Annotated in this window: 9 protein-coding genes and 1 riboswitch; all 9 genes read left to right on the top strand. The window is 46.4% G+C overall.

The annotated features are described in order from the left end of the window. On the top strand, window positions 1–3,123 hold the full coding sequence (locus AC1DE7_RS07585; RefSeq protein WP_477534060.1) for an MMPL family transporter: 3,123 nt from the start codon (window positions 1–3) through the stop codon (window positions 3,121–3,123). 307 nt (window positions 3,124–3,430) lie between these two features. Next, window positions 3,431–4,021, top strand: coding sequence for a biliverdin-producing heme oxygenase (locus tag AC1DE7_RS07580; RefSeq protein WP_315372717.1), 591 nt, complete (start codon window positions 3,431–3,433; stop codon window positions 4,019–4,021). Between the two features lie 238 nt (window positions 4,022–4,259). Beyond that, window positions 4,260–5,837, top strand: a complete 1,578-nt coding sequence (locus tag AC1DE7_RS07575) for a TerB N-terminal domain-containing protein (protein WP_477534059.1) — start codon at window positions 4,260–4,262, stop codon at window positions 5,835–5,837. A gap of 6 nt (window positions 5,838–5,843) precedes the next feature. Then, window positions 5,844–7,187, top strand: coding sequence for an ATP-binding protein (locus tag AC1DE7_RS07570; protein ID WP_047842754.1), 1,344 nt, complete (start codon window positions 5,844–5,846; stop codon window positions 7,185–7,187). Beyond that, complete coding sequence (locus AC1DE7_RS07565; RefSeq protein WP_477534058.1) at window positions 7,184–9,403, top strand: DEAD/DEAH box helicase; 2,220 nt, start codon at window positions 7,184–7,186, stop codon at window positions 9,401–9,403. Before AC1DE7_RS07570 ends, AC1DE7_RS07565 begins: the two co-directional genes overlap by 4 nt. Before the next feature lie 147 nt (window positions 9,404–9,550). Beyond that, a riboswitch (purine riboswitch) is annotated at window positions 9,551–9,661 on the top strand. A gap of 106 nt (window positions 9,662–9,767) precedes the next feature. Next, window positions 9,768–10,721 carry an EamA family transporter gene (locus AC1DE7_RS07560; RefSeq protein ID WP_017688752.1) on the top strand — a complete coding sequence of 318 codons (954 nt, stop codon included), beginning with the start codon at window positions 9,768–9,770 and terminating at the stop codon, window positions 10,719–10,721. A gap of 205 nt (window positions 10,722–10,926) precedes the next feature. Next, window positions 10,927–11,352 carry a cupredoxin domain-containing protein gene (locus AC1DE7_RS07555; RefSeq protein ID WP_017688751.1) on the top strand — a complete coding sequence of 142 codons (426 nt, stop codon included), beginning with the start codon at window positions 10,927–10,929 and terminating at the stop codon, window positions 11,350–11,352. A 96-nt stretch (window positions 11,353–11,448) separates the two neighbouring features. Then, window positions 11,449–12,471 (top strand): SDR family oxidoreductase, encoded by a 1,023-nt coding sequence (locus AC1DE7_RS07550; RefSeq protein WP_477534057.1) that lies wholly within the window; start codon window positions 11,449–11,451, stop codon window positions 12,469–12,471. A gap of 156 nt (window positions 12,472–12,627) precedes the next feature. Further along, a complete protein-coding gene (locus tag AC1DE7_RS07545) occupies window positions 12,628–20,130 on the top strand; it encodes a fibronectin type III domain-containing protein (protein ID WP_477534056.1) in 7,503 nt (2,500 codons plus the stop codon). Window positions 20,131–20,241 lie beyond the last annotated feature (111 nt).

Below are 20,241 nucleotides of genomic sequence, written 5' to 3'. Positions count from 1 at the left end.
ATGAATAAACTTAGGAATCCCAGAACGATTTCCCTGATTTTTTGGATACTCATTACTCTCGTATCTGTAGTGGCGATGCCTGATTTTGGTCAACTGGTAAAAGAAAAAGGACAGATTTCAATTCCTGAAACGGCACAAAGCCAGGTTGCTGCGACTATGTTGAAAGATATGGATAAGGATAGCGGGAATACTTATTCCATCATTGCTGTATTTAATAGTGGAGAAGATACACAAGCATTAACGAACCAGCAAAAGACGGAGATCGAATCCGTTTTATCCAACCTGAAAAATCAGAAAAAGCAACTGAATATTGAGACGATCACAAGCCATCTGGATGGTGAAGAGCAAGCCGATCGGCTTATATCCGAGGACCAAACCACGATCCTGACTCAAATCACCGTCACTATAGATGAGAATATTCCTCTTTCGGAAGTGATTAGTCTGTTAAAAGAATCTACAACCATCCCTGATGTGGATACATATCTGACGGGAGCTGACCTGATCGATGATGATTTTGGTAAATCGATTGAAGACGGTGTGCAGAAAACAGAAATTATCGCGATCATTTTCATCCTCGTTATCCTGATTATTATTTTTAGATCGCCGATCATACCTGTTATTTCACTGCTCACGGTAGGTATATCTTACGTTGTTTCATTAGCTATTGTGGGATATCTTGTAGATTGGTTTAACTTTCCGTTCTCGAACTTTACTCAGATATTTATGGTCGTTATCCTCTTTGGTATTGGGACGGATTATAATATCCTGTTATATACCAGATTCAAGGAGGAACTAAGTAGACAAGATGGCGATGTGATTCTTGCGACCAAAACGACATTTAAAACAGCAGGCAGAACCGTATTGTATAGCGGCATCGCTGTATTCATCGGGTTTCTTGCACTCATGCTTGCCAAGTTTCAGTTATATCAGGCAACCTCAGCGGTGGCGATCGCAGTAGCGGTTCTCATTATCGTCCTCAATACGTTGAACCCGTTCTTCATGGTTGTCATGGGCAAAAAAATGTTCTGGCCATCGAAAAAATTCGAAGGCCATGCGGACAGCCGACTGTGGGGATTTTTATCCCGCCAATCGGTACGAAGACCTTTCCTGGCGATCATTCTGGTTGCGGTGATTAGTGTTCCTTTATTATTCAGTTACAGTAATCGACTAAGTTATAATGATCTGTTTGAAGTCAATAATGACTACAATTCCAAACAGGGGATTAATCTGATTATGGAGCATTATGCACCAGGATTCTCAGCGCCAACAACATTGGTTGTGCAATCCGAGCAGGCAATGGACAATCAGACATTGCTGAAGGCACTGGATGATCTGACGGATAAGATGTCCAAGGTGGAAGGTGTCTCTGAGATTTACAGTGTCACTCGACCAACTGGAGTCCAAATTAAAGAGTTGTATATTAACGATCAAGCAGAGGAGCTTAATCAGGGTATTGGTAAAGCAAACGATGGTGTAAGCGAAATTAACGAAGGTTTGTCCTCTGCAGCTGGACAGCTTCAATCTTCAAATGATTTAAGTAACGTACAGCTGTTGATTGATGGGACAAGCCGGTTGCAAGTTGGAGTAAATGCATTGGGAGACGCCATGAATCAGGTATCTGATGGTCTGAATAATGGGGAAGAAGGGGCAGAGACGTTGAAAAACGGACTTACTACCCTTAAAGAAAAGGTTGGAGTCCTGTCTAAAGGTGCCAATGATCTGCAAAAAGGGTATAGGCAACTTGAACAGGGATTTGGTTCCTTTAGTGGTACTTTCACAAGCATCAAGACAGCCATTAAGGGAGCGCTTGATGCCTATACTCAGATCGAAGGCAGCATGACCCGTCTAATTGCGACTCATCCTGAGTTACAACAAGAAGAAGATGCCGTACAAGTGATTAATATTTCTCAAGCGGCTCAAACTGAACTGAACGCGTTATACACACAGTTGGACCCGTTGATGCAGCAGTACAATGGGGCTATGGTTTCTTTCAAGGAAGCCAACGAGTCAATGGCTCAAATTAGTGGCGGTCTGACTCAGGTTGCTGTAGGTGTCGGTCAGCTTGAAGACGGTGCTGGCGAGCTATCCAAAGGTTTGGCGACTGGAGCCAATGGAACCAAGCAGATAGCGGGTAAAACATTGGAAGTGAAAGATGGGCTGGGTCAGATTAATGAAGGACAGAGTCAGTTGTTAAGCGGTCTGAACGATTTGCAGGACAAAATGGGTGAGTTGAAATCCGGATTGACCGAAAGTACAAAAGGACTCTCAGATGTGTCGAAGGGTCTTGGTGATGCCGAAGATTATTTGGGTCATCTTGGCCAGTCTGATGCTGCGAAAAGCTTCTACATTCCAGAAGAGGTATTAAAAGGAGAAGAGTTTCTAAGTTCGCTCGACATGTATATGTCTTCGGATCGGAAGACAGCGGAAATCTCCATCATTTTGACCGATAATCCATATTCGAAAGAAGCGATGGATGTTGTTCAAAATCTTAACAAGCAGTTGGAAACGGCTTTGGTTGGCACGGATTTGAGTGAGGCGAAAGTGGCACTGGGCGGCATACCGTCACAGAACCTGGATATGAAAGAATTATCCGGAGGTGATCTGAATCGGACATCCATGATCATGCTGATTGGAATTGGATTGATACTTTTGTTCATTATTCGTTCGTTTTGGCAGACTGTAATCATTATAGGTGCGTTATTCCTGACGTATTATGTGGCCCTTGGTCTGAATGAATTGCTGATGGTTGGCCCGCTTGGCGTTGACTATCTGAGCTGGAACGTTCCTTTCTTCAGTCTGATCATGATTGTTACACTTGGTGTGGACTACAGTATCTTCCTCATGATGAAATATCGTGAGATTGAAGGAGATCCAATTCATAAAATTAAGGAAGCTTCCCGTAATATAGGAGGGGTCGTGATCTCCGCGGCAGTAATATTGGGAGGTACCTTCGCCGCACTAATTCCTTCCGGTGTTGTTACACTGATTGAAGTAGCTATTTCTGTCATCATCGGATTGGTTTTGCTAAGTTTTGTCATGCTTCCAATCTTGCTTCCGGCTCTAATCAGTCTATTACACAAGTTAAAAAACTGGGGTTCGGGGTCCGATCCCATAAACAAATAAACAAATAAATCATCTTTATATCAAACGATTCCTGACAAACATGACGTCAGGGGTCGTTTTTTATTTTTTTATCCTATGAATTATAACTAGTTATCATAACAATGCGGGAAATAATCTAACGTGAAACAATGACGGATTCATATAGTTTTCTCAAACAAGAATAAGTATACTTACATAGAGTCTATGTTTGTATCAAATGGAGCTGAGTGCAGCGCAAGTAGTTCTATTTTAAGGCACAATGAGAATTAATTGAGGATAAGCATTCATTTGCAACAATAAAACAGATTGTGAAAGGGGATAACTAGGGATGACAGCAACAACTATTATGGAACGTCTGAAGAGCGAGACAGCTCATTATCACAGACAAGTAGAACAGAACCCTTATGCAAAAGCCATTATGAATCAAACTGTGACTATAGAAGAATATAGAACATATTTAGAGAAATTTTATGGATTCCTGAAACCGCTGGAGGATCAGGCTGTACAACAGCCTTTCTGGGAAAGTACGGGACTGGATATTGAGATTAGAGGCAAGGCTGGACTGTTGGAAAAAGATTTACGAAATCTGGGTGCCAGTGAAGAGGAAATCAGCCAACTTCCGCTCTGTGAAGAACTGCCGGATATTTCAACACCTGCCCGTTTGTTCGGATATCTGTATGTAATTGAGGGGTCCACGAACGGTGGACAGATCATGACCAAGCGTTTGTCGCAGTTCCTGACCATTGAAGCTGATCGTGGATTGGAATATTTCAATGCTTACGGCTCAGAGACAAGAACAAGATGGAGCGAGTTTACAGGTTTGCTGCAGCAGTCCATCAGCACTCCAGAAGATCATGACAACATGGTACACAGTGCATCAGAGACATTCCGACTATTAGATCAATGGATTAATACGTAGGGCGGACTTTTTTCATATATTAAAAGGAACCTATATAAGTTGAAACAATACATTTACACATAACGGAGAGGACAGAAAAAAGTTAAATAGACATGATGAAAAGAGGGCAGAAATGCCTTCTTTTTTGTGTCCAGGAATGTCTAAATTTCGTCACCGCAGACACAGGACAAGTGATATAATGATCCCTATGGATACACTTGTTCGTATTCTGTCTTGGAGGAGGGTGAGATAACGTTCTATGAAAGACAACTCAAGACAATTGGAATTTATGGAGATAGATCTGAGTGAAGAACCTGAAACAGCAGCGGTTCCGGTTCCTGATCGTTCAACCATTGTGCAGTCTGCACATGATACGATTCAGCATCGTGGAGGCATATTGTCCTCAGAGAAACGTTTTGTAGAGGAAGCAAAGCAGTGGGCAGAGATGGAGGGGGATGTATCCCCGTGGGTTCCCTTTATGAGTTACTGGCCAACGTATGGCGTGATGAATGAAGCCCAGCGCAAGTGGTATATGTTTTGGAGGAAGGAAGTACGTCAGGGGAGATACCCGGATACCGATCTGTCCTATCTATTTGTTCATATCTACGAGTTAATTAACGGCATTGGCTGGCAGAATCCTGAGGATGGTTATGATCAATTGAAGCAGCTATGGGTGAACTACCGTGAACGGCTCCCTCAATTAAATATATATATGCAAGAGTGGATGGTCGATTATGTGCTGGTCCATCAGATGGAAATGTCCTTATCCGAGGTCATGGGCCTTTCGGGCGGATATCTGCCAGCAGAGATGCTGGATATGGAGCTGCAACGTATTTTACAGGATAAAGTATCGGATATCTCGCTGAATATGCTGCAAAGATACTATGATTACGATATTACACTTAGTAAGTTCTACAGAGATGGCGGCAAAGAAGTGATGGAGCAGTACATCCCGCGCGTCATGGCCTTGGTTGATTCGTATCTGGAACGTACGCGACAAGTTGGAATGTTGCCTGAGTTTGAATCCAACGATGAACGTACGGTGGAGCGCATCCTGTTTCGCAAAGCAGTCTATGATGATTCGATCTATGGAAGATCGGTATCATTCAGATATATGCCCATAGGCGAGCAGTCTGATTTTGTGCAGATGGTTACGCGGATCTATCGATGTACTGAAAATAAACTTCGTGAACTGCTCGGATTCAGAGGCAGATTGCGAGGACAGACTCTTGAACCCGAACTTGCAAATCTGATTGAGCGATACCTGGACAAAACATACGCGATCGAACAGGCGAAGTCCGTGGAACAACCGATGATTCGTATTGATTCAGAGAAACTGGCGTCTTTACAGCAGGAAAGTGAGTACGTGCGATTGGCGCTTACAATTGAGGATGATCACCCTTCTGAAGTGAAGGATGAAGAGGTTAATAGCGCAAATGTTACAAGTAATCCATTCGATGTACTGGAAGCAAGGAATGAGATCACTCCAACTGAAGGTTCCATGGAGTCGGAGCCATCTGCAGTAGAGATTGCAACAGGAGCGGAAGTAGAATCGATTAGGTTGCAGTGGGACGAGTCTGCTGAGGCTGATCTGGATGAAGAATGGCTGCTCTTTGCCAATGAACTCTCCCCCCAGCAGGTGCAAACGATTCATGTCCTACTTGGCGCAAGTCCAGATACGGAGCTGATGCGTCTGGCTGAGCAATATGGAACGATGCCTACGCTTCTGCTGGATGAAATTAATGATGTGGCTATGGAAACGATCGGTGATCTTCTGATTGATGGTGAACGGATTGTTCCTGATTATATAGATGTGTTCGAACATGTGAGGAGGTGATACGCAGTGACAGAACTTAAAATACCAAAGCGGCTGACCACCGCGCTTGTAAATTCATTGACAGCTGGTGTTGTCCCGCGCATAGGACTGGAGCAGATTGCTGTTGGTCGGAAACCGGAAGTGGAAGCCATCTTGCGGGATATGGATAATATCGCCGAGGGAGGCGCTGCGTTTAAACTCATTACGGGTCGTTACGGCAGCGGTAAAAGCTTTCTTTTGCAAATGATTCGTAACTATGCGATGGATCGTGACTTCGTTGTTGCGGATGCGGATCTGTCACCTGAGCGTCGATTGGTGGGAACCAAAGGGCAGGGACTTGCGACATATCGCGAACTGATGACTCGTCTGTCTACACGCACACGCCCGGATGGGGGAGCGTTGGAGCCGATTTTGCAAAAATGGATCGCAGGGTTGCAACAGTCCACGATGCAGAGTCAGAACTTGCGCCCGGATGATCCCGCTCTGCCGCTGGAAGTAGAGAAGCAGATCTATGCGGTGACGGGGGAGATGCAGAATCTGGTTCACGGCTTTGATTTTGCCAAAGTACTGGCGTCGTACTGGAACGGGTACAAGCTGGCTGATGATGATCGCAAACAGGCGGCGCTTCGCTGGCTTCGAGGAGAATTTGCAACCAAAACGGAAGCGAAAAAAGAACTCGCTGTTGGGGTCATTATTGACGATGATAACTGGTATGACTACTTCAAATTGTGGTCTGAATTCACAGCGCGCATTGGTTACAAAGGATTGTTGTTGTTCATTGATGAAGCGGTGAATCTGTACAAAATTACAAACAGTGTCTCCCGTCAAAGCAACTATGAGAAATTGCTGACCATGTTCAATGATACGATGCAGGGCAAGGCGGAGCACCTGGGCATATTTGTAGGTGGTACGCCGCAATTTGTGGAGGATGAACGGCGCGGATTATACAGCTATGAAGCGCTTCGCTCCAGGCTTATTGATGGTCGTTATGCAGCCAAAGCGTATGCGAATTACACAGGTCCGATCCTGAAGCTGGCGATGTTATCGCATGAAGAGATTCTGATTTTACTTCAGAAGCTGCGGCAGATTCATGCCCTGCATTTTGGATACAGCGCAAGTCTGACGGATGAACAATTGGTTGATTTTATGCAAACGGCGGTGAACCGGCTGGGTGCGGATGAATTGCTGACCACGCGTGAAGTGGTACGAGACTTTATGGATGTTCTGCATACGTTACACCAGAATCCTGAAGTGACTTATACTCAATTACTTGGCGAGCGGGTTGCCAAACCTCAGGAAACGGGTAAAGGGACAGATGCTTCCGCGAATACAGATGATCTGGACGACTTTCTGGCGGAGTTTGAATTATGAGTGATAATCCGTTCTATCGGCTGGCTCCGTTTGTTCAGGAATTTATATATAAAAAAAGATGGGAGTCGCTTCGTCCTGCTCAGATTGAGGCCTGCAATATCTGTTTTCATACCCCGCATCATATGCTGATTGCGGCGGGAACGGCCTCCGGCAAGACGGAGGCGGCTTTTTTTCCTGCATTAACCGAGCTGTATGAACGGCCTTCCAAGTCGGTTGGCATTTTGTACATTGGACCTCTGAAAGCCCTGATTAATGATCAATTCGAACGTCTTAAGGATCTGTTATCCGAAGGAAATATTCCGGTTTGGCATTGGCACGGGGACGTACCTCAGGCGGAGAAAACAAAACTGATGAAAAATCCGTCCGGTGTGCTCCAGATAACGCCAGAATCGCTGGAAGGTCTGCTCATGAATCGACCGAATGCAATCCCGGCGCTGTTTCATGACTTGCGATATATCATCATCGATGAGGTACATGCTTTCATGGGAGCGGATCGGGGCATTCAAGTACTCAGCGAACTTGCCAGAATAGAGCGTATGGCTGGCTGCGCACCGCGAAGAGTGGGCTTGTCCGCTACACTTAGTGACTATGATGCGGCTACATCTTGGCTTGCTGCCGGAACGCAGCAGGGGGTGGATGTGGTCTCTTCACCGGGGGGTCGCAAGCTGCGACTGCGGGTGGAACATTTCTCTTTTCCAGATGCACAGGACGAGGAGCAGGCGGAGCAACTTCATAACGCACGCAAAGCCTACTACGACTTCATCTATGAGAGTACACATCGTAAAAAAGCGCTGATCTTCACCAACAGCCGAACGGATGCTGAAGTCACCATTCTTGAGATGCGGCGAGTCGCGGCTCGCAGGCAAGAGCGTGATGTATTCCATGTGCATCATGGAAGTATCTCGGCTATGCTGAGGGAAGAGACGGAAGCTGCCCTACGCACTGGATCGGGGCCTGCGGTTGCTGCGGCAACGGTCACGCTTGAACTGGGCATCGATCTGGGCGAACTGGAACGTGTGGTTCAGCTCGGTGCACCGTATAGTGCGTCTAGCTTTGTACAGCGTCTGGGACGTTCAGGGAGACGAGAGGACATGGCATCGGAGATGCTTTTTGTATGTCCGGAGGAAGAGGATGAGGAAGCGCAATTGCCAGCACGTATGCCGTGGACGTTGATGCGTGCGATTGCTGTCATTGAGCTCTATGTAAAAACCAAGTGGGTCGAACCTCTTGAAGCTCGCAAAATGCCCATAGGTGTGCTCTACCATCAGACGATGAGCATGTTGAAAAGTATGGGGGAGGCGGAGCCGAGAGATCTTGCAGAAGCCATCCTTTCGCTGGCCCCATTTGCGTTGATTAGACCTGAACAATATCAGGTTTTCCTGAATTACCTCATTGAGACGGATCATCTGCAATGGACAGAGGATCGAACATTGATCATCGGTCTGACAGGTGAGAAAATTGTGAATAATTATCGCTTCTACGCCGTGTTTAAAGACGATGAGGAACATAAAGTACTGAACGGCTCGGAAGAGATTGGTTCGATTACAACCGTGCCCCCACCTGGCTATTGCTTCTCGCTCGCAGGCAAACTGTGGAAAGTGGAAGAGGTCGATCACAAGCACAAGGCTGTATATGTGAAGTCTGCAAAAGGTAAGGTAGATACGTTATGGCTTGGAGCGGGAGGAGATATTCATACGTCGGTAGTACAGAAAATGCGTGAAGTGTTGTCCGACTCGACCATCTATCCCTACTTGTCACCGCAAGCCGTCAATCGACTTGAACGGGCACGCCGCCTAGCTCGTGAAAGTGGACTGTTGAAGCAAGTCGTGATTCCGGCAGGGGGAGATTCGATGTATGTTCTTCCTTGGGTTGGAAGTAAATCATTCCGTACATTGGAGCGCCTGATGAAGCATAATCTGTCCAAGAAACTTGCCTTGCGTTCAGTTGTACCCATGGAGCCATATTATTTTGTAGTGTCGGGCAAGGTCGATGAACGAACATTGTTAGCCGAGATTATGAGTGAGTGTCGGGCGGCTGAAGACGCATCTGCGTTACTGGCTGCAGATGAAGCACCTTATCTGGGCAAGTATGATGAATTTGTCGCGCCGCCTTTGATCCGTGAGGCTTTTGCCGTAGATGGGCTGGATCTGGATGGATTGAAGGCAGGTTTACAACAAACATTGGAGTGTGACTCCTCAGGCTCCAATCGGACATGACGTTTTTACGTAATTAGAGTGCTCGAAGAATGGTACAGCGATCGAAGCGACTCGGTGTAATAATTTAGTTCAACTTTTTATACGGAATAGGGTTGACACCATCTCACCTCCCATGTAATATATGAAAAGTCGTCACACACGAATTACATCAAATTGCATATATCATTTCGTATAACCTCGCAGGCCGAAAGTGTACACAGGGCGAGGGTCTCTACGGGAAGCCTATACTTCCTAACTACGATGCCAAGGAATCAATGTATTCCTTGCTCGTAGTTAGGATTTTTTGCATTTAGATGGTGTCTGTGACCTTGGCATGAACCAACATGCAGGCGTATTTTTCTTATCATCAGGAGGTTTATTCACAATGAAATATTATCTGTCCGTTCTCGCGGGAGCGATGAGCTATGGCATATTATCCACGATTGTGGTTCTGGCGTACGGCGAAGGATATAAACTTGGAGAGGTTGTGGGAGCACAGCTGATCACGGGTTTTCTTCTATCCTGGATGCTGGCGCTATACACAAAATTTAGAACAAAACGTAAGTCACAGGCAAATGGCAAAGCATCAGGAGCCGTGGCACAGGTATTCAAGCGGTTGACGTGGAAACAACGTCTGATATTGATGGCTGCTGGAACACCAACGGTAATTACAGGTCTCGTGTATTATCAGTCTTTGCGTTACATTCCGGCTTCACTTGCCATTATCCTGTTGTTCCAGTTCACTTGGATTAGTGTATTGATTCAGGCGATAAGCAAACGTCAACGTCCAGACAAAGTCACATTCCTGACGTTGATCATTCTGTTTGGTGGAACTTTGCTGGCAGCCGGTTTCCTGGAACAGGGACTGGGTGAGTTCAACGGTCTGGGTATTGCTCTTGGACTAATGGCAGCCGTAAGTTATTCCCTGTTTGTCTTGTTCAGCGGCAAAGCGGTTCCTTCAGCGCATCCAGCCTTCCGCAGTGCGTGGATGGTTACGGGCGGATTGATCCTGCTGTGCATTTTGTTCCCGCCGACATTCCTCTTTAACGGATTGATCTGGAGCCAGTTGCTTGTATTTGGATTGCTGCTTGGATTCTTCGGGGCATTCATTCCACCAGTACTGTTCGCTATCGGCGTTCCGCATATTGGTGGTGACATGGCCGGAATCTTGGGTGCAGTGGAGCTTCCAATTGCAGTTTTGTTATCCTCAATCGTGCTCCATGAGCATGTCAGCGGATTGCAATGGTTCGGAGTTATTATTGTACTTATTGGTGTAGCCCTGCCAGAGTTGTATAAATTACGCATGAGACGAAGTCGGAATACACCGATCTATTCCTGAGTTATACAAAAAGGGATATTGCGAAGCATGAACGGGAATACCCGTAGATAAGCCTGAGAAATCAGGCTTTTTCTATTGAAATATTTTTGCTCAATCGCAATAGCCCAGAGGGGTCATTTTCATTGTCATGCGAATCAGGTATGCTTAATGAATACATCCGTCTGTTGATTGAATATTGATGGGACATCGAATGAGGAGTGTTTATATGAAAAGCTGGTTTGGAAAAACATGGCCTTGGTTAACGCTGGGTCTGACCGTTGTTGTACTGCTTGGATCATTTTTGGTTTATTTTATGGGCAAAGACGTATCCCCCGGATCGGGAAGTGCGGTAACAGCACAAGCTGAGACTCCGGAGGATTTGAAGGGATATGAAGTCATTGATGTGGACGTGAGCAACGATGGTTTTGGACCAGACGTTATCGAGGTTAAAGCTGGCGTACCGACCAAAATCAACTTTATTCTGACCCGGTCGGTGACACATGTGAAATCAGTGGGATCACAAAAGCTTGGCATGGATCTATACATGCAAAAGGGACCTAATTATTATACGGTCGACAAAGATCTGCCCAAGGGAGAATATGAGATCCATTGCGGCATGTACATGATATATGCAACGATTAAGGTCGTATAAGCAGAAGGAGCAAGGTTTCGGGTCACCGAGCTTTGCTCCTTTTTTTGGTGCGTGATATCATGAGAAAGTGGGTAAAATCGATCAGGAGGTGGCGAAATGAAAGCGCTATTTATTGGAGGGACAGGCACCATCAGTACGGCCATTACGGAGATGCTTGCACAGCAAGGCTGTGAACATTATTTAATTAATCGTGGCAATCATAACGATGACTTACCTAGTGAGGTCAACGTACTTCAAGCCGATATTAATGACGAGGCACGTGTAGCGGAACTGATTGCTGATCTGGAATTTGATGTTGTGGCAGACTTTATCGCTTTTGTACCGTCTCAATTGGAGCGAGATTACCGTTTGTTCAAGGATAAAACCAAGCAGTTTATATTTATAAGTTCAGCATCAGCGTATCAGACTCCTCTGGCCGATTACCGGATCACGGAAGGTACGCCCTTATCGAATCCATACTGGGAGTATTCTCGCAACAAGATTGCCTGTGAAGACTATCTGATGAAACAATACCGCGAGCATGGGTTTCCTGTTACCATCGTGCGTCCGAGCCATACGTATGGCGACAAATCGGTACCTCTCGGTGTTCATGGTGCTCAAGGCAGCTGGCAGGTTCTCAAGCGTATCCGTGAAGGAAAACCCGTTATCATCCACGGAGATGGCACCTCACTGTGGACCATTACGCACAATACTGATTTTGCCAAAGGGTTTATTGGGCTTATGGGAAATATCCATGCCATTGGTGAATCGGTACATATCACCTCGGATGAATCCGTCACCTGGAATCAGATTCATGAGATTATAGCTGGTGTGTTGGGCGTTAAGCTTCATGCGGTGCATGTACCCTCTGAGTTCTTGGCCGCATGCAGTGATCAGGATCTTCGCGGCGGATTGCTGGGTGACAAAGCCAATACCGTTGTCTTTGATAACAGCAAGCTGAAGCGGCTTGTTCCGGAATTTGTAGCAACGACAAGAGCTGATCAGGGCATTCGACGTACGATTGAGCACATTCTGGCGCATCCTGAATTACAGACCGAAGATCCGGAATTTGATGTATGGTGTGACAAGGTCGTTGGCGCACTAGACGAAGCGTTATTAAAGATCAGAGATGAGAAATGAGAAGTAAGGCGTTCATGATCAAGTGTTTACATTCATGCGCTTAATCGTTATAATCAAGAAAAAATGACACTTGTTAGGGGAGGCACCCCAACTTAGGACATCGTTCCTTTGTTGGGGTGCCTCCTTTTTTTTGTGTGCCAAAAAGGAGAGTAGACGTTGAAGAAATCAGGAAAACGTGTGAAGAAACAAGCGGAACAGTTAACCAAAGTGGTATTGGCATTTGCGTTATTATCACCTCAAGCCCTGTTGCTTGAATGGGGCGCAACGACGGTAATGGCTGAAACGGTTGAAACGATCGGGATTGTATCCGATACGTCCAGCATGAAGGCTGTACAGTCCTCCAAGGTGAAAGTGGAGATGAACAGTGATGGTAAATACAGAATTGTATTACTACCAAACACAAATGTATTTTACGGTGGTGATACAGGGAATGTATCCACCATTATCGACCATAATGGATCACCCGTGAACTTCAAAACATTGCCGCTTAATTATTACCGAATTAACAATAATGTGATTGAAATGTCCCGGCAAAAGGACAATGTCGAATATATTTTGCGTGTATCTATCGTTAATGCTACCTCACAAGGTGGATACATGAAGGTTGAACTGGAAGCCATCAACCGCAGTGGATCGGCACTGAATTTGGGTGGAACATTTTATTGGGATACGATGGTGAATGGCAATGATGCATCTCCGTTTGAAGTCATCGAGAATGGATGGCGCAATTACAGCGGCGGCGTTCAGGTCACGGCTTTTTATGCGAATACGTACAATGTTGTGAATGCAGATCGCATATACATGGGACAGTACAGCGGTCCGGACAATGCGCAGCTAACAGGGGGTTCTTCACCTTCGTCATTCACTACAGGGCAGACCGTTACGGCGAGTGATACAGCTGCGCAATTCTGGTGGAATGCCAAAGCAACAGCGAATCAGGCTTCACGCAAATTTTCAACGATCGTGGGAATCGGCCCTCAGAACGTTCCGCCTTCATTTACACTAACGGCTCCTTCTTCGGGGCAAACGTATTACAAAGGCGAGCAACTTCAGATCTCTGGTACAACGCGAGATACGGATGTAGGAGACCTATTGACCGTGAAATGGTCCATTGATGGTGGGTCTGAGAACATTTTGACCCAGATGACCGCGACGGGTTCAAATCAGTCTTTCAACACTAACTACACATTGCCTGACACCCTGCCAGATGGTACGCACACATTGCAAGTATGGGTCATGGATGACAAAGGTGGAGTGTCCTCAGCAGGAACCGTTAACTTTACGGTTAGAAGTTTTGTTGTGCCTGGAACGCCGACTTATACACTGGTTAACCCTAATAACTTGACGGTCAACTGGGATAAGAAGGCCAATGACGCCTCTGTTACATATGAGCTGAAGAATATGACCACGAATCAGATCGTGGATACAGGTGCGTCAAACAGTCGGCAGGTGACAGGGCTCACTCCGAATACCAGTTATTCTTTTGCTGTACGTGCCAAAAATTCAAGTGGTTCCTTCACGGGGTACTCCAGTCCATCCACCAAATATACATTGGCGAATCCACCCGCTGCTGCGGCTGTGACACAATCAGGCAACTCTGTTACAGCGAGTTGGAATAATAATAGCAATCCTGCGGGCACTCATTACAAAACGGAAATACGCAGTCCAGGTGGGCAAGTCCTCGCAACGGGAACAACAACTTCCACACGTACAGAATTTGCCCTGACCGGACTCGCGGATGGTAAATATGAAGTTCTTGTGGCGGCACTGAATGGTGAAGGGATACAGACCCCGTTTATATCCGCTGGAGAGATGATTAAAGATACAACGGGTCCAACTGCTCCTTCCGTTACAGTCACTCCATCCTCATGGACCAAGGAAGATGTTCTCATCACGGTTGAAGAAGGAAAGGATGCCTTGAGCGGAACTCAGAAGACTGAAGTTAAAGTTGGTCCGGCAGGAGAATGGCGTGAATATAGCGATCCGTTTACCGTAAACAGTGAAGGCAACACAACTGTTATGGCACGCAGTATTGATGCGTTTGGTAATACAGGACAGGAAACGGCTGTGACAGCCAGAGTAGATCGGACGGCACCAACGCCACCTGTCATCTCGCTGAATCCGCCCGATTGGACAAAAGCGGCGGTAATCGTGACATTAACGGAGGGTACGGACGAAGCGAGTGGCATTGGTCTGACACAATATAAGCTGGGAAGTGAGGGAGAATGGATCGACTATAAGGCTCCTCTTACACTAAGTGAAGAAGGGATAACTGAGATTTACGCACGAAGTGTTGATCGGGCCGCCAATGTCAGTGCTTCCACTTCGGCAACAGCCAGAATCGACAAGACTGGGCCTGAGCAACCAACGATTGCGTTAAGTGAAGAGGATTGGACGAATGAGGATGTAACTTTTGCAATAAACAGTGGTGAAGATGCGGGCAGTGGGCTTGCCAAGAGCCAATATCGACTTAACAAAGAAGGTCCCTGGATCGATTACACGGGCGAAGTGACGGTTACCGATGAGGGAGAAACGATCGTATATGCACGCTCACTTGACCGTGTAGGCAATATAAGCACGTCCGCTCAGGCTACAGTTCGAATTGACACGACAGCTCCAACCGAGCCGGTGATTAGTTTAAGCCCTTCTGGATGGAGTAAAGAACATGTGCAATTCACTATCGCTGGAAGTGTGGATGAACAAGCGATATCCTATGAATACAGCATGAACGATGCTCCTTATATTGCAGGCAATACGGGTACAGTAAGCACAAACGGCGCTACCACCATTCGGGCTAGAGCAAGGGATACTGTTGGCAATGTAAGCAAGGAAGTGAGTCGAATCGCCTATGTGGATCAGATGGCTCCAACGATTACATTTGCACCGAACGGACATGCTTGGACGGATATAGATATATCCACTACCATTCAGTATGCCGATGACCACTCAGGCATTCAGGAACGGGAACGATTCTATCAAGTTACGAACAGTGCAGAATCACCGGAGCATTGGCTTGAAGCTCGCTCTGACCAGCATAAAATATCCATCGAATCGGAAGGTATATGGTACATCCATGCGAAAACCATGGACAGAGCAGGGAATACATATGAGACAACATCATCACCTTACCTTATTCAACGCAAGCCCCAGCAACCGACTCATGTGAAAACGACACAGATCGCTGAGACTTCAGCTGAACTTACAGTGGATTTGCCAACTGGGGAAAGGTATACCGATGGATATCAGTATGAGATAACGAATAAAACGACAGGACAGTCATGGACACTGGATTATCCTAACCACAGTATAATCGATAACTCCCTAAGCGGTGGTCAGGTCTATGAATATGAAGTTAGAGTGAGAAACCATACCGGAGTAAGTGATGCAGTAAGTGTTCAAGTATTAACTACCCCGGCAGCTCCCGGAACGTTGCACGTTAGAAAAGTAGATTCACAGCCCAATTTGGCCGAAATTCATTTTGATTCAGTACGAGGAGCAGATGCTTACCGCATCATCGCGACTACTTCGGACGGTGCCACCGTATTTGATCAGACGGTATCTGATCCTGGCAGCCTTCCCTATGTTAGCAACCTCGTTCCAGGAACCATTCATAACATTTCGGTAACGGCAATGAATGAAAGTGGAGCAGGTGGTAGCAGTAGAACCGGATTTCTCACACTGCCGGCAATGCCCGGAGAATTTATGGCCGTTCAAATTCAGGAGCATGATATTTCATTAGAATGGCAGACAGTGACTTCTGCAACGTATTATGGTCTTTCACGTGATGGAGCAGCCATATATGAAGGAGAGCAGACGGAGTATCTGGACTCGGGTCTGGATAGCGGAACGGAGTACAGCTATACGTTAATTGCCGGAAATGAGACAGGAACAGGACCGTTGGCAGGATTACCTCTGCTCAAGACTTTACCTGGGCAAGTGTCCGGCTTACAGGTATCCGATGCTTCCACAGCGAGCCTTCGTCTGAATTGGGAAGCAGTACGAGGAGCCGATCGTTATGAGTTATGGTTGAATGGAGAGATGTCGGGAACGGTTTCTGCCGGAACCCAAGAATGGGTCTATGCGGGACTGAGTTCAGGAACATCTTATCAACTGGATGTACAAGCAGTGAACGGAAGTGGACAGGGGATACGCAGTTCGGTATCAGGAACAACACTACCGGAGAACCCGTCGGGACTTCACGTTGTTCAAGTAACTGAACAGGGAGCAATCTTGAGCTGGGAGCCTGTAGCTGGGGCAACGAAATATCGGGTGGTCATCGATGGACAGAGCCATGAGATATCAGATACACAACTCGCAGTTCACCACCTGTCAAGCAGTCATGAGTATACCTATGAAGTACAGGCGGGCAATGCTGCCGGGTACGGTGTATCTACTAGTAGTACAATTCTTACGCTACCTAGCAGGCCGGAAGGACTTAATGTCACATCGACTGGTGAGACAAGTATGGGACTTGCATGGCAAGCTGTAGATACGGCGAATCTCTATATTGTGAAAATCAATGGAACAGAAATGGGCAGAACATCAGAACTGGCCTACATGCTTGAGGGATTGTTGCCAGGTACAGAGTACGCTTTGGAAGTTCAGGCTGTGAATGCTTCTGGATCAGGTGAAACAGCTCAGCTCATCCGATTGTCCAAACCTGTGTCGCCTGCCGAAGTACTTGTTGATTCAGGAGTACATCATGCAAAAGTTTCCTGGTCTGTCGTGGAAGGTGCCGCTGAATACGTGATTGAGCAGAATGGTAAGGAGATCTATAGAGGAATGGAGAATGAAGCAACGATTACAGGACTCAAGGATGGAACATGGCATCGCTATCAACTATGGGCGGTCAACAGACAGGGAACTCGTTCTGAAGCGACGGATGTATCTCTGCTGACTTTGCCTGAGAAACCCGTTAAGATTGCGTTATATGATGTGGCAAAAAACAGCCTGGGTCTGGATTTCAGTAACACTGGTGTCCAAGGGGCAGATCATTATGTCATTGAAAGGGATGGAAGAGAGATCACTCAGATGGATTTAAGTGAAACCCATTTCGTAGACAAGGATCTGTTGCCAGGAACGAAATACACTTATGTGATTCGGGCAGTCAATACGAGTGGAACGAGTGCGCCGCTTACTTTCAGTGTAATGACTCAAACGTTGCCATTGGTTGCAGAAAGTATAACAGTGAAAGCCGGAACACATGTGGTGGATCTGGCTTGGGATGTTGTTCAGGGAGCAGTAGCATATGAGATTCGTAATCGGGTAACGGGAGATGTGCAGAGCGTGTCTGAACCGTCTGTACATCTCAATAGTATCCTGGATGGCACGGCGTATGAATTCGAACTTGTTACGATTAATGAAGATGGGCATCGGTCAGAGTCTATTCAGATTCAAGTTTTAACGAAACCCATATCACCTCAGACGGCAGGCATAACACACATCACAGATAAGACTGCGGTATTGGACCTGACTGGAAGCTCAACACGGGGAGCAGAGCAATTCATCATTATGCGGGATGGTGTTGAAGTCGCTAAGGTTCCAGCGGATCAAGCTTCATTTGAAGATCTTGGACTGACACCAGGAGAGCATTACACGTATACCATCAAAACATCCAATGCAACGGGAGAGAGTGATTCCGGTTTCGAAGTTCACTTGCGAACGTTGCCTGCGATCATTCATGAACCTTTACATGCAAGCAAGATTGGGGAAAAAGAGGGATTGATCTCTTGGCCAAAGGTACAAGGTGCGGAGGGATATACCGTACGTATCGGAGATCAGATGTTCACCACGATTGAAGAAGGGGATATCACAGAGGTGAGATTAACTCATCTGGAGAGTGCAACCCGATATGATCAGATACAGATTATTCCTTATAATACGGCTGGTTCAGGAAGTCCAATGATCGTGACTCCTTTTTACACCTTGCCTCATGTGGATTCACTGGAAATGAAGATATATCCGGAGACAGATCACGCCAAACTGGAATGGGACTTCCCTTATGGGAACGAAACTTTCGTTATATTACTGGATGGTACAGAAGTATACCGAGGCAAACAAAAAGAGTTTATTGTTGATCAACTGGATGCAGGCAAACAGTACTCGATTGAAATCTACACAGAGAATGATCAAGGAGATGCATCGGAGAAGCTGGCGTATTCTGTCCTGACCAAGCCAGCAGCTCCGGTCAAAGTGGAGTATCATTCGGCGAAGGACCACATTCGTCTTCTATTGGAACAGAGCCGGGTCGAAGGTGCCGAGCAGTTTATCATTGAGCGTGACGGTGTAGAGATTGCTCGTGTTCCTGCAGACGAACTGTTCTATGACGACAAGGAACTCGAACCGGGCGTGAACTATATCTATACAGTGAAGGCCATGAATGCCTCCGGCAGTAGTGATGGTGGTTATTACCTTCATGCAATGACTTTGCCTGGTAGTGCTGCTTCATCTCCTGTAGTAGAGGGGCGTTCCATGTATGGTGCAGACATTGTATGGGAACTGATTCCTGGTGCTGGGGGTTATCGAGTTTATCGAAACGAAGAGCTTGTGGGAACAACAACGGAGACATCCATACATGTGTCTGAATTAAACAGTGCCGAGCGTTATACTGACTTTGCAATCGTTCCATTTAATGAGGCAGGTGAGGGTGAGGCGCTCCAGGTTCCGGAATTCGAGACGTTGCCTTCCGAGGATCTGACAGTTGCAGCCGTAGCGCAAGGCACAAGTGCGATTAAGCTAACTTGGGAACTGGATTCAATAAATGAGGTGATTGTGATCACCCATAAAGATCGTGAGATCTACCGTGGCACGCAGCGCAGTCATGTATGGACAGGACTGAATGCCGAGCAGCATTATGAGGTGGAAGTATGGACGGAGAATTCAGCAGGTGAAAAAAGTGAAAGAAAACGGGCAACAGCCATGACTTTTCCGTATCCACCATCCTCCTGGAGCGGTGGCGGTGCAACCCCGAGTCCAAACGGTACATCGGAACAAGCCGATGAGGTGAGTTCACAACCAGAACCGTCTGAGCAGCCTGATGTACCTGTGAAAAAAATTATCAAATTTATTGATATCAGCCAAACATTCAATAAAGATCAGATCACCTGGCTGGCGGAACAAAATATCATTCAAGGTGTAAGTGAAACTCGCTTCGAGCCACGCCGTCCGATCACCCGTGCGGAGTTCACTGCATTAATCGTGCGTCTGATGGGTGTGGACACAACGGTTAATGAACAACATGGATTTCAGGATGTGAACGATGAGGATTGGTTTGCTCCTGAGATTAAGGCAGCCGTTCATCATGAGATGGTTCAAGGCATGGGGAACGGCAAATTCGCTCCACATGCGCTGGTGACACGGGAACAGGCATCCAAGATTATAGCAAATGTTGTTCGTAAAATCAGACCGGAACCGCTGACTTCCCCAAGAGCGTTTACCGACCAGACTGATGTATCTGATTGGGCCAAAGAAGAAGTGCAGGAACTTGCAGGTTTGTACATGATTACCGGATATGAAGACGGCAGCTTCCGTCCCATGCAGCACTTAAGCAGATCCGAAGCTGCAGCGCTGATCTTCCGTTTAAATAAGCTGATTCAAGTTATGGATGAGAACCGTACAGATCAAGTGGAGAAAGCGTCAGCGTTTGATCGTCATATCTAGATTGAATTGATTCTTACATGTGATACTGCAATCATCGGCAGTAACGACATTACCGCTTGATTGGTTTTTAATGCTATAATGGTTGCCAATATGATAAAAAAAGGGTAATGA

The organism is Paenibacillus sp. 10L310 (assembly GCF_056395745.1).
Note: the sequence above shows the minus strand (reverse complement) of the source record. Positions and strands in the feature narration are given on the sequence as shown.